This is a genomic window from Paraburkholderia sp. J63 (genome assembly GCF_905220245.1).
GTDB lineage: Bacteria > Pseudomonadota > Gammaproteobacteria > Burkholderiales > Burkholderiaceae > Paraburkholderia.
Genome location: NZ_CAJMZF010000003.1, coordinates 1 through 12534, shown reverse-complemented (window position 1 = coordinate 12534; position 12534 = coordinate 1). Strand labels below are relative to the sequence as shown.

Sequence of the window (12534 nt, the reverse complement as noted above, 5' to 3'; positions counted from 1 at the left end):
TCGCACCCGCGGCGTGGCGCATGCGCTCAGGCGTTCGCTGCGACATGGATAGCCTCGCGAATACGGTGATAGGTCGCGCAGCGGCACAGGTTCGTCACGCCCTGATCGATTTGCGCGTCGGTGGGATGCGGGTGCTGCTTGAGCAGCGCGGCCACGGCCATCACCATGCCCGACTGGCAGTAGCCGCATTGCGGCACGTCCTCGCTGATCCATGCCTGCTGCACCGGATGCGAGGCATCGGCGGCAAGCCCTTCGATGGTGGTGATGGCGCGCCCCGCGATGGCCGAGACCGGCAGCACGCACGAGCGCGTGGCCTCGCCTTCGAGATGCACGGTGCAGGCGCCGCACGCGCCAATACCGCAGCCGTACTTGGTGCCGGTCAGTCCCGCGGCTTCGCGGATCACCCACAGCAAGGGCGTGTCCGGATCGCCGTCGAACTCGAAAGGCTGGCCGTTCAGTGTGAATTGCATGCGCTTGTCTCCCCAGAAGTCGCCATTCGCGACCGCTTCGAAAGCGGTTGGCGATGAGTGAGATTCTTGGGGTGGACAAAATGCGCGGCAATGGCGCGACGGCCCAAAAAAGTTGCCGGTCGTCTCTTTCGATCGAACCGGAACCTGAGCCGCGAAAATTACAGCCTTTGGCTAATCTCCTTGAAGATCGGGCCGTTATACCTTTCTATTCAGACGAATCGGCGTTTCGCGAGATTCAAATACGAGCTTGCGTTTCATGGATGAAATATAGTCGGGACATTTGGTGACTTTCCCGATCGCACTACGATCACACTACCGACCGCCCTACCCCGTGGCTGCAAACCGGTCCATCAGAAGCAGTAGCCGACGCTCCTGAGCGTGCATGATCCCCGGTGTGGATCGGAGCTCGAGCACGCGTCCGTGCCAATAGCTCTGACCGAAAATCGCCATGCCCTGGTCCGCGTTCATCGCGATTTCGAGGTGAGCAATGGCGGCATCGAGATTCTGGATTGTGTAAGGGCTCAGGGGTCGCAGCTCGGTGTCTGTCTTTTCCCTCGCCCGGGTGGTCTCCTCGCGCTGCGCTCGCCTGGCCCCCGCCAGGCTTGCCCGGATGATCTCCCCGCACCCGGCCCGATTTTTCCCGTTCTTCTCTTTCTTCTCATCGTTCCCATCGTTCTCGTTGTTCTCGCTGGTCTCCTCACGCGCTACGCGGTTGGTCTCCTCGCGCGCTGCCCGCTTTCGCCCCGCCAGGCTTGCGTGTTCGTGGTATTCGATTTCGGGTATCGCGCTCATGGCGCACGACGTGTTTCGTCATTCGACATGCAGCGGAAAATATTCAGCAGGCGTTTCAAGTCGGGATGCAACGTGTGCATGGTGGTGTCCCTCGTCGTTCGATCTGCAACGACTCCATCGTGCGCCGTGCGGGACTCGGGAAAAACCGGCCATGCGAGGGGAGGACGCCCCCGGAAAGCGGCCCCGGAAGGGTCCCCCGCTTTGGGGGGATAGCAACCCGGCCGAATGCGGGTACTATCGTTTCGACTGGAGAGGCGCCCGATGGACAACCTGTATTTCCGCCACGTATTGCTCGTGGAAGACGAAGGCTTGACGCGTATCGCGATGAAGAGCCTGATCCTGACTTCGGAGCCGACGCTCGACATCGACGAGGCCGGCTCGTACACGGCCGCCGTCGAGCAGTTGCAGAACAAGGCTTATGACCTGGTGTTTCTCGACTACCAGATCGGCGGCGATCGCACCGGGCTCGACCTGCTGCAGTGGCTGCAGGAAAACGAGCGCGCGGCGCATGTGGTGATGCTGTCCGCGCAGGACGATCGCGAGACCGTGCTCGACTGCATCAAGCATGGCGCGAGCGGCTTCATCTCGAAGGCCAGCGAGGAAGGCGGCGCCGTGTTTCGTGAAGCCTTGCAGACGATCCTCAATGGACGTGTCTACCTGCCCAACAGCGTGCTCGGCAAGGGCGGCCATACCCCGCAGTCGCCGGGCCCGAACAAGGGCATTCCGATCGACTCGCTCAATCTGCCGCCGCGCCTCGCGCAAACCCTGCGCTTTCTCCTCCAGGGCATGTCGAACAAGGCCATCGCGCGCAAGATGAATATCTCGGAGAACACCGCCAAGGAGTACATCAGCGATCTGCTGATGCGCTTCAACGTATCGCGGCGCACGTTCCTGATCGTCGAAATGGCGCGCCGCGGCATTGAGATTCCCACCGTTGCGCACGATACGGCGGCCTAGCACACCCGGCTGGACGCCTCGGTCAATTCGAGCATGCGCGCCATCAGCACGTCGGCGGAGAGCGGCTTGCTGAGCACGCAACGCTCCGGCAGCACGCCGTCCGTGCTGGCCCCCGCTTCTCCCGTCACCACGAGGCACGGCACCGGCCGCGAAAAGTGCCCGGCGAGCAGCCGCACGACGTCGTGCGCGGTCGAGCGCTCGGGCAACCGGTAGTCGGTGATCACCAGGTCGGGCACGCGCTCGATCGTCTGCAACAGCTCGTCGAGTTCGGCCACGGAGCGCACCGGATCGGACAGCACGCCCCAACGCGCGAACAGCGCCTCCATCGACGCGCGCACGAGGCTGTCGTCTTCGACCAGCAACACATAGAGACCGCGCAGCGACGAAGGGGACGGCGACGATGCCGCATCGGCCGGCGATATCGCGGCATCGGGAAGCGCAAAGGGATCGGCCACGGGCAAGCGGACCGAGAAGCGCGAGCCGCGTCCCTCGATCGACTTCAGTTCGAGACGGTGTCCCTCGAGCAGGGACACCACCGCATTCACGATCGACAAGCCGAGTCCGAGCCCTTTTTCGCGGTCGCGCTCCGGGTTGCCGATCTGCACGAACGGCTGGAAGATCGCGTCCCAATGCTCCGGCGCGATGCCAATGCCATTGTCGAGAACGTCGAGTCGCACATAGTTAGGCATCCGTACCAGACTCACGAGCACCGCAGCGCGGCCGGCTTTCGACGGGTCCGCGTATTTGATGCCGTTCGAGATCAGGTTGCTCAGCACGCGGGGAATCCAGTCGGCGTCGGTGCGCACCCAGGCGGGCTTGTGCTGCGTCTTTCCATAGCGCAGCGCCACGCCGCGGCTCGCGGCGAACGACGCGAGCTGCTCGATCACCTCCGCGGTCACGCGGCTCAGGTCGACGCTCGTATAGTTCGGGTTGACGTGCCCCGATTCGAGCTTCGAGAGGTCGAGCACCGCGTTGAACAGACGCGCCGTCAGCACCGAAGCCTTGCGCGCCTCGCCGATCAACCGGCTCGATGCTTCGGCATCCTGCGCATTCAGTGCTTCATCGGCGGCGGCGAGAAAGAGGTTCAGCGCGTGCATGGGCTGGCGCAAGTCGTGCGCCGCCGCGGCCAGAAAGCGCGACTTCGCCCGGCTCGCCTGCTCGGCGGCTTCGCGCTGCTGCTCGCGCAAGGCGATCAGCGCTTCCGATTTGGTCTGCTGGTCGCGCCGCGCGCGCTCGAGATCATGGTGCTTTTTCGCGAGTTCGAGGTTGGCGCTTTGCAACGCGTCGTTGCTATGGGCCAGCGCCTGGACGGCGGCGTACCGGTCGCGCACGTGCCGCTCGGCATTCACGTTGACGCTGTGCCCCAGCACCGCGACGTTGAGCAGGTAGAACATGCCCGCGGCGAAGTTGTCCGGTTCGAGCGCCTGGGTAAACAGTTGCGCCACCACGATCAGGACGATCACGCAGGCGGTCAGCATCAGTGTCGCTTTGGCCCGCAGGCGCAGAAAGCCGAACAGATAAAAGAGAATCAAATAAAAGCCGACAAAGAAATGCGTGAAATTGAACGGGCGTGGCGCCAGCATCGTTTGCATCAGCAAACACAGACACATGAACGCCAGCCCCGCCAGCAGGATCCCGTGCGCGACCTTGTCCTCATGAAATGCGAGCCGGAAGGACAGCACGATGCCGATGGTCGCGACCAGCGCACCGGCGCAACGGAACGCAAAAACCTCGGGGAAATACGGCCGGAACACCGGGCTGCTCTGCGCAAGACTGATTTCCCAATAGCCGAAACACACCCAGATCAAGGTGCCGAGCACGAGCGCCGCGCGACGGAAGTCGGCAAAACGCCGGCCATAGTCCTCGGTAAATTCGCGTTCGACCTGCGGGTCCTCGAACCGGGCGGGCCAGCAAAGCATGTCGACCAGCCACGCGCGAACCGCGCCCGATGCGGGAGCGCGTTTGGGGCAGGTCGATTCCGTCGTCGACTGAAACCTGAATAAGTTCATCGCCTCTCGCCGTCGGGGGGGCGCGCAGTGAACAGGTTCATGCCCGCACAGTAGCCCAACTCGCGATACGCTTCCCACTGGCTGTCGTCGAAGAACTGGTCCACGGTGCTCTGCTGCGGAAAATCGCGGTAATTTTCCGCGTAGGTGCTAACGTCGGTGGGCAGGCCAATGCCCACGCTCGGCTTGATGTACAGGATCCAGCTCGGGCGCTCGGGCGCGCTGGAATACGTGACACAGGCAAGCGCGGCGCCGCGCGCGCCATCGCGCCCGAACTCCGGAAACGCGCCAATGGCCTCCGGATCGAGCAAGGGCTTGATCCAGTCCGGCACGCGCGGCTCGTTGGGCCCACGGTCAAACACATCCCAGCCGAATTTGCGTCGTGAAAGCTTCGCGCGCGCGGCGCGCGGATCGAGCCAGGTGATCGTCGCGCAAAAGTCGTAGCGTACCTGCCTCGTTAGCAGTGCCAGCGATTCGCAGCGGTAATCGGGGTCCGCGGCCGCGTCGATGGCCACGATCAACGGCAGCCGGCGGCGTATCAGTTCGTAGATGCCCGTGTTGTCGAAGTGGCCGCCATCGCTCAGATACCACATGCGCGCGGAAGGCCCCTCGAAATAGGCGCGCCATTCGTCCAGCAGCTTCGCCTGCAGCGTGAAGACCGCCGAGGGCAGCGACTTGAGCCGTCGCCAGAGTCCCGGCGGATAGCGGCCCGGCCGGTCGCCGCCCGCGATGCCGCTGTTCCACCAGTAACCGATGCGGAAATTCAGCAGGCCCAGCAGCAGCGACTCGGCGAGCTTCGTGTTGCGGCCCAGGCCCGTCGTCGCGGCGGCGCCCGAGATCGCCATCCACTGGCCGAGGCTGAGCCGCTCGACGCTGACCGGCGCGCCATCGGATCGCGCGAACGCGTTGAACGCGTTCGGATCGGGGCCCACGCGCACCGCGGTGATGGGCGCGGCGCGCGCCGGGGTCTTCTTCGCGTCGCGCGCGCCCCAGAGCGCATGAAACCGCCGGCCCGCACTGATGCCGGCGGGCCCGACGCACATCGGCATGCCCTTGTCGTCGCGTAGCTGGTTGCCGGAGAGCGGATCGACCGTGTTGTTCAGGCAAGTGCAGACCAGATGCAGCGGTCCGCCATGGCTTTCGGGGTGGTAGTCGTCGAACAGCACGTCGTCGCCCAGATCGCTCACGCCGACCGGCACGGGCTTGCTGGTGCCAGGCGGGTTCACGCGCGCATCGTTGGACGCCCCCAGATAGGTCCGCACCAGTTTCTGCGCGTAGCTGTGCTGCAGCGAGGACAAGTTGAGAAAGAACAGCGCGCGGCCCTTCACGGCCGAGATGATCAAGGTGGCCACCACGCAGAAGCGCGCGGTGCCCGAATCGAGGCTGAAGGCCAGATACACGAGCAGATCGACGAACAGGAACAGCACGAATGCCAGCGTGAAGGCGAGCAGCGCAAGCAGCGTCTCCTGAATGAGGCCGCCCGCGAAGCTCTTGCCCGCTTCGGGTGCGGGCGCCGTGGCGTTTTTCGCCTGACGCTTCAGGATGCTCGCCGCGATCCCTCTCAGCATGACCAGAACGGGCGCGGCGCCGGCCATGGACCAGCCGATCGTTCGAGACCCCGACGCGGGAAGAATTTGCGCGAGCGTGTCGACGACCACGAACAGCGCGGTCACGACGAAGCCGAACAGCGCCGCGCCCAGCAAGCGCGTCAGCCGGTTGCGGATGACGATCGTTCCACCCTCGGGCTGCGCGGTGCCGGGATTGATCGGCGGCGCGCCCGCGCCGGGCGGCACGGGGTTGGCGACGAACAAGCCCGCCGCCTGCTGCTCGAACCAGGCGAGCAGCAGCACGGCGAGCGCAACGGCGCTCCAGACTTCGATGTCGGGCAGCGTCAGTCCATAGATCGCGCAACCGAGCATCACGAGCCACAAGATGAAGGGCATCCATAATCGCCAGTCGCCATTGAGGCGCCGCCGCAGCGTGAGCCAGTAGCCGATCGAAGGCGGCAGCACGCCGATCACGAGAAGCCAGAGCGGCAGCCACCACCAGGCCGACAAGGTCACGCCATACCATTGCGGCGGCGCGGTCTCGCAGACGGGCGAGAGGTAGGTGAACCCGGCGCAGTCGAGCACGAACCAGTGCAGCGCGCCCAGCGCGCCAAACAGCAGCGCGCCGATCCAGACATGGACCGCCGCGAGATTGCGCAGGATGACCGCGACGTCGAACAACGTGTCCTGGCGGCCACCGCCCGCGAGATATTGAGCGTTGTAGCGCAGCCACTGGATCGTCGACGAGCCCAGATTCGTGAGCGTCCTTTCCACGCGCTCGACCGGCATCTGGCGTCCTTGCGCCGGCATCTCCGTAAACAGCTTGCCGAGAAACGACGCGATATAGCCGCCGCCGGAGACCGAGGACATGAAGTCGATGTCACGCAGGCGCCGCGTTTTCGCGAGCCCCTGCAGCACGCCGAGACAAAAGGTGGCGCTGCGCACGCCGCCGCCCGACAACGCGAGACCGATCGTGTCGTGCGGCAGCCGCGTGGGATCCGCGTGGGGCGGGTCTTCCCATTCAGGCCGCGCGGAGTGGCGGCGCTCGCGCACCGCGGCCGCCTCCGCGCCCTCGAAGGCGCGCGGGTAGCTCTCCGAGTCGGCCAGCAGCACGTCGGCGGCCTTTTCGCTGATCATGAACGTAGGAGTCACAATGAAATAGCCCGGAATTCTCGGAAACACCGAGGTGTCGACGATGCGCAGCCCCTCCACTCCATGCACGCGAAACTGGCTGTCCACCACGGCATACTGATCCTGCAAGCCGCGCGGGTCGGCGCGCCACGGATCGTGACCGATGCGGCACGTGCCGCACGCATGATGGCCCCACGCTTCGTTCTGGATCCACTGACGCAGCGCCGGCGAGTAATCGGGTTTGTCGAGGCCCGGCTGAACCTCGCAGGTGAACCCTGAAACGCGCCGATTGATCTCGCGCGTGCGATTGACCGCGTCGCACAGCGCATCCACGTCGCTGCTGCAGTCCTGCGCGCCTTCGCTCGTATCGTCGAACGAGTGAAAGTTGATTTCCGGCGTGGCGAGCGGGTCCGCACTGCGCAGGCGCACCGTGCCGTTGTTGTTATTGGTGTACGCCTTGAGAATCACCCAGCTCCATAGATTGCGGGTCTTTTCGTTCGACGTCATGCTCCGGCACAGCAGTTGCCGCGAATAGTTCCAGTAATAGCCGCGAAACGCGGCCGGCAAGCCGAAGATGAACAGGTCCGGGTCGCTGCGCACGCCGGTGCCGCCCGCCGACGACATCATCATCGCGAGCGCGCCGCCGTTGGTCGAATAAAGGCCGCTCTGGTCGGTCAGCCACTGACGCAGCATGGGGTCCGTGGCATCGCCCGGATCGAAGCTCACGCCATCGAGCGTGCTGAACGGCTCGCGCGTCTCGCTGATCACGCTGACTTCATAGCGGTCCTGAAGATTGCGGCCGACACCTGGGAGATGCACGACCGGCGCCACGGGCTTTCCATCGCGGCCGCACGGTCCCTCGACCATGCCATGCAAATGCGCCGTGTCGCCAATCCCGCTCAGCATGAGCAGTTGCGGCGTATTGAATGCGCCGCCGCAGACGATCACTTCTCGCCTGGCAAACACCTGTTGCGTCACGGGCGGCGCTGCATCGTTGTCGCCACGCATGGGACTGGCCGCGTAGAGATACGGGCCGATGCGCACTTCCACGCCGATCGCGCGCGGCACGCCGTTGCCGTGCTTGTCGAACACGATCCGCGTCGCGTGCGCAGGGTTCAGGATCACGAGCCGGTCCGGGAATTCGGCCTTGACGTTGAGCAGATGGTCGCGCAGGCCGCAGCGGCGCTTGCCGTCGGTGCCGATCGAGATCAGCGAAACGCGGGCGCGGCTCTCGATGTCCGGCGAGCGGACATTGGGGTCGAGAAACTGCAGGATCTGCAAGCGGGCGAACGCGCGGCCGAACATCGTGGCCGCGTTACGGTTCGCGAGCGCGGCGAACAGGACGTCCTTGAGCACGCCGAGAAAGGTGCGGTCGCCACGCGCGATGCCCGCGATCACGAGCGGGTCGATGAAACTCGTTTTCTGCCAGCCCGCCGAGCCGTGCCCACCGGGATCGAGCTGGCCGCGCGGATCGAGCACGCGCGCCGACCATTCGAGAAACCGGAACAGGAGCCCCAGCGTTTTGCCCGCGAAGGTCCGGTAAACCGCGTAGTAAAGGCAGTTTTCGATCTTGGCGAAGTAGCCCTGCATGTTCTGCGAACGCCACGAATCGTCGCCGGTGTATTCGGCAATATGGTCCCAATCGGCGTCGTTCGGGCGAATGATGATCATCGCGTGATGCGAGGTGCAGCCGCCAATGGCCGCCGCGCGCGGATAGAAAATGCCGCCTTGCTGCTGCCCCGCCGTGGCCGCGGAAGGGTCCATCGCTTCGTTATATTTCGAGTCGTCTTTTTGCCGCGCGGTATTCGTATAGTGACGCACCGAGAATTCCCAGCTCATGTCCGGGTCTTCGGTCGCGCGCGCATGAAAGGCCGGCACCGCGTAGACCTGGCGCATCTGCTGCTGGGCGAGATCGGGTGCGCCCCGCGTCATCGGCTGGGCCTGCGCATTGGGCTGCGCGACGGCTGGGTCGGTGCCGGCCTCGATCAGCAACACACTGCGCCCGCTCGACGCGAGCCGCGCCGCCAGCGGGCCGCCGCCCGCGCCCGATCCCACGATCACATAGTCGAAGGGCGTGGTGTGCGGGTCCCGGGCTTTCGACAGTGGGTCATCGGGGTTCATCGCGGCTCCGGTGGACGAAGTTGACGACTCAGAGCGTTTCGAGGAAGGCCTTCAGTTGCCGCTTCTGGTCGGCGCTCAGCGTCTCTGCGAACCAGTGCCCGCGGTCCATCACGAAGTCGGGGCACTTGCTTGCCTTGAGCAGCGCCGGGCCGACTTCGCGCTGGAATTCGTCGAGCGCCTTGAAGCTGTGATCGTTGGGGTCGTCGTCGCGCTGCATCAGCAGCACGCCGCGCGTGAGGCCGGCGACCGCGCCGAGAAGATCCGCCGTGGGCGCGTCCGGGTCGATGTTCATGATGAGATTCACCGGCGTGCCGCGCGGAACAGGACCGACGTTGATGCCGATGAGACGCCCGTCGAGAAACGCCTTCGCCACCCCGCCCATGACGAAGAACACCACGGCGCTCACCGCGAAGAACACGCGCGCGGTGCGCTGCGCATCGGGGAAGCGGAAGAACGCGAGCGCAAGCGCCAGCGGCACGAGGGGAATGATCCATAGCCACGGAAAGATCGTGTCCACGCCCGACACGCGCAACACGGTCGCGAGCACCGCCGCGAGCAAGGCCAGCAGACCGCCCGCCAGGCGCGGTTGCCCCACGAATATCAGCACCAGGGCGATCACGCCCAGCACGAGCCACACGTAGAGGAACAGAAACGAGGTCCAGTGTTCGCCGAGAATGCCGGTGACGAGCGGCTTGATGAATCGCGGCGCGAAGTCGATATAGGAATCCTTCGTGGTCCTGTAGATAAAGCCGATGTCGCGGAAGCCCGGTTGATCGGCCACGCCCGCCACCGCGAACGACCGGCGGAAATCGCCGCGCAGCGCACTGCATTCCATGCTCTGGTCCGCCGGGTGGTCGCGGCAGAATGCCTCTTTCTGCGCGGGATACACGTTCACGAAGCGCGCGGCGCCGTACGCAGGCGTGGCGCTAACGGTACGATCGCGATTGTTGAACAGCTTGTCGATGGCGTCGTCGTAGGCCGCGAGCCGGCCCTTGACCGAAGGATCGCGGTTATAGAGGCCGAGCGCGTTGTTGTGCAGCAAGGGCGCCGTCGCCCAGACGCTGACGAGCGAGGCCGGCCGGTAGTAGCCGGGGCCGCCGCCGGGCGGCGCATAGGCGTCGTTGTTCCCCCACTTGTCGACGGCGCTCGTCTTCCTGAACGGATTGAAGAAGTGGACCACGCCCACGGCAGGCAGCGACTTGTAGGTTTCCGACGAAAAATTGTCCCAGACCTGGCCGCGCATCGCGTTGGTGCCCACCGCGCGCTGCGAATTGGTGCCGACGAGCGTGATCGGCACGCGCACATCGGTCGTTAGATAGTTGTCCTTCTCGAAGAAGTCCTGCCCGTGGTCGGGCTGCGCGCCGATGTAATCCTTGAGCCGGTTCACATAGTCGAGCCACGGCTTGCTCAGCTTGAACGCGTCCCAGTCGGCGAAGTCCATGGGCAGCGTGATGCCGCTCTGGCCGCTCGCGTTCGCGGTGCGCCAGGCGCGCGAAAACGTGATCGGCAGATTGGGCGGCTGCTTGCTCGAGTGGCAGATCGCGCAGTTTTGAATGAACACGGTGCGGCCTGCGTCGATATCGGCCTTGTCGGCGGCGAGCCGCGCCAGCCCTTCTTCGGTGGACGCGAGTTTCATCGGCTGCGCGACCGTGGCGCCTGATTGCGTGACGTACGTGAAGAAGTTCTCGAGCTCTTCCACGCGAAACTGCTCGGTCGCATTCCAGTAGACCGACTTCGCCTTGATGGTCGCGATATCGAACGGCCGCTGCGGCGCGAAGCCGACGATCGTATTCTGCACGCGGCGCCATTGCTCCGAATACGCGCCGATGTTGAGATACACGCGCAACAGCGCACCTTCAATGCCGATGCTGTCGGCGCCATCGAGCAGCACGCGCGGCGTATGGCGCGGGTCCAGCGTGAATAGCGGCTTGTCCTCGATGCCGCGCAGCATCAGGTTGCTCTTGCTTTGCTCCTCGGGCGGGTTGACGGCGGCGCGGGCAAGGCGCGCGTTCACTTCAAAAATCGCGTTGATGGTGTTCGGATTGTTGATGTGGTCCGTGGCCACGAGCGAGGTGTCGATGGTGCCGGGCTGCTGGCTCGCGACGAACTGCCAGAGGAAGCTATCCGGCGTCTTCAGGTTCGTGAACGCGTTCGAGGGCAGCCAGTACTGGTTGCCGATCATGCTCGACATATTCCCCCACGCGGGGTGTTCCAGATCCTGCGGCGACGCGAGCGGATGCGGCCCGACATGGCAGAACGAGCACGCCATGCTCACGCGAAATGGCCGCACGAGCAAAGGATCGGCGTGAAAGTCCGCGTCCTTGGGATCGGTCGAGTAGTATCGCTTGCCCTGATCGCTGACGACCTGCTCGTTCCAGTGCGCGCGTGCGCGCTTCGCGGCCGGCGAATTGCCGAAGAAGTCCGGATTCGGCCATAGCCGCAGGCCCACGACGCCGGACGGATAGCCATAGATGAGCGGATCGACGCCATCGTCGCCGAGTTGGGCGATGGTCTGGTCATAGAGCGCCTGGTCGCCGACTTCGAAAAAGGTCTGGTGGTCGTGGTCCGCGTTGCTGGGCTTCTTCACGGGCTCTACGGGTTTGCCGTTCGCGTCGACGTCGTTCCCGGGCGCGTGCATTTTGATCTTGTCGCCATCGGGACCGTCGATATAGAGCCCCAGCCCGGTCAAGGGCGTATCGCGCTCGACCATGCCCGGCTGATTGATCAGCCCGCCATCCCTGAAACGATGCGCGCGGTTCTTCGAATTGAGCAGGACGAGAAAATCGGCGATCCCGTAGCCGTTCTCCTGAACCCAGCCCCAGAACGCCTCGTTACCCTCGCCCCATAGCATCCAGGTGTTCTGTCCCATGATGGCGGAACGGGCCGTTGTGGGGACGCCATGTCCGTCGAACCAGTCCATCGGGCGCGGCGCGCGATCGTCGCCGGTCACGACCTTGTCGACCTCGCTGAAAATGTTCCGCGTCTCGGTGGGAAAGCACTGCTCGTTGCGCGGAAACAGGCGTACGCCGCCAGCCGTTTTCGTGGCGCCGGCCTCGTCGGGGGGCGCGTCCTTTTCGACCTCGCCGTCCGGCGGGGCATGTTTCGCGAGCGTGGGGGCGACTGACGCAGCCGGATAGCGCTTGATCGCGTGCTCCAGCGCCGTCACGTAAGCCTCGCAGGCCGCTTTGGCATCCGATGCCAGCGATTTGCACGCCACCCGTTTTGACGGCGCGGGCGCGCAACTCGCCGACGCGCAAGCCACTGGCCCTGATGCAGTCGTTGCAGCCGTTCCCGCCGCATCCGCTGTGCTCCATGCAAGCAGGCATAGAGAAACCATCAAGGCTGTTATTACGGATTGCGAATTATAATGCCGCCATTCCAGCATGATCGCCCCTCCCCTGAAGGTGCGAAACTCAAGACGCGATGGCTTCTATATGGCTGCCGCAAAGCGAGGTTCCGGGGCGTGCGCGCAGCGCCCAATATCGGATCCCGGTGGCAGGCGGTCTAACC

The 12534-nt window shown here is 64.8% G+C and carries 6 protein-coding genes; 1 reads left to right on the top strand and 5 read right to left on the bottom strand.

Annotation, left to right across the window (positions count from 1 at the left end):
* Positions 1-26 precede the first annotated feature (26 nt).
* Positions 27-470 carry a (2Fe-2S)-binding protein gene (locus U5775_RS04340; protein WP_322056891.1) on the bottom strand — a complete coding sequence of 148 codons (444 nt, stop codon included), beginning with the start codon at positions 468-470 and terminating at the stop codon, positions 27-29.
* Between the two features lie 324 nt (positions 471-794).
* Complete coding sequence (locus U5775_RS04335) at positions 795-1262, bottom strand: hypothetical protein (protein WP_322056890.1); 468 nt, start codon at positions 1260-1262, stop codon at positions 795-797.
* Between the two features lie 261 nt (positions 1263-1523).
* Between U5775_RS04335 and U5775_RS04330 the strand changes: the two genes are divergently transcribed.
* On the top strand, positions 1524-2219 hold the full coding sequence (locus U5775_RS04330) for a response regulator transcription factor (protein WP_322056889.1): 696 nt from the start codon (positions 1524-1526) through the stop codon (positions 2217-2219).
* Here the strand turns inward: U5775_RS04330 and U5775_RS04325 are convergent.
* The 3 genes from U5775_RS04325 to U5775_RS04315 are packed head-to-tail and all read right to left on the bottom strand — an operon-like array spanning position 2216 to position 12190.
* Entirely contained in the window at positions 2216-4228 is a 2013-nt protein-coding gene (locus U5775_RS04325) for a hybrid sensor histidine kinase/response regulator (protein WP_322056888.1), read from the bottom strand. The genes U5775_RS04330 and U5775_RS04325 overlap by 4 nt on opposite strands.
* Complete coding sequence (locus U5775_RS04320; RefSeq protein ID WP_322056887.1) at positions 4225-9024, bottom strand: GMC oxidoreductase; 4800 nt, start codon at positions 9022-9024, stop codon at positions 4225-4227. The genes U5775_RS04325 and U5775_RS04320 overlap by 4 nt, the downstream gene beginning before the upstream one ends.
* A 28-nt stretch (positions 9025-9052) precedes the next feature.
* Positions 9053-12190 carry a hypothetical protein gene (locus U5775_RS04315; RefSeq protein ID WP_322056886.1) on the bottom strand — a complete coding sequence of 1046 codons (3138 nt, stop codon included), beginning with the start codon at positions 12188-12190 and terminating at the stop codon, positions 9053-9055.
* Between the last annotated feature and the right edge of the window lie 344 nt (positions 12191-12534).

What these genes read in the sequence shown, in the direction of transcription:
- U5775_RS04340 (WP_322056891.1), bottom strand. Translation starts at nt 470, where the DNA reads ATGCAATTCACACTGAACGGCCAGCCTTTCGAGTTCGACGGCGATCCG.
- U5775_RS04335 (WP_322056890.1), bottom strand. Translation starts at nt 1,262, where the DNA reads ATGAGCGCGATACCCGAAATCGAATACCACGAACACGCAAGCCTGGCG.
- U5775_RS04330 (WP_322056889.1), top strand. Translation starts at nt 1,524, where the DNA reads ATGGACAACCTGTATTTCCGCCACGTATTGCTCGTGGAAGACGAAGGC.
- U5775_RS04325 (WP_322056888.1), bottom strand. Translation starts at nt 4,228, where the DNA reads ATGAACTTATTCAGGTTTCAGTCGACGACGGAATCGACCTGCCCCAAA.
- U5775_RS04320 (WP_322056887.1), bottom strand. Translation starts at nt 9,024, where the DNA reads ATGAACCCCGATGACCCACTGTCGAAAGCCCGGGACCCGCACACCACG.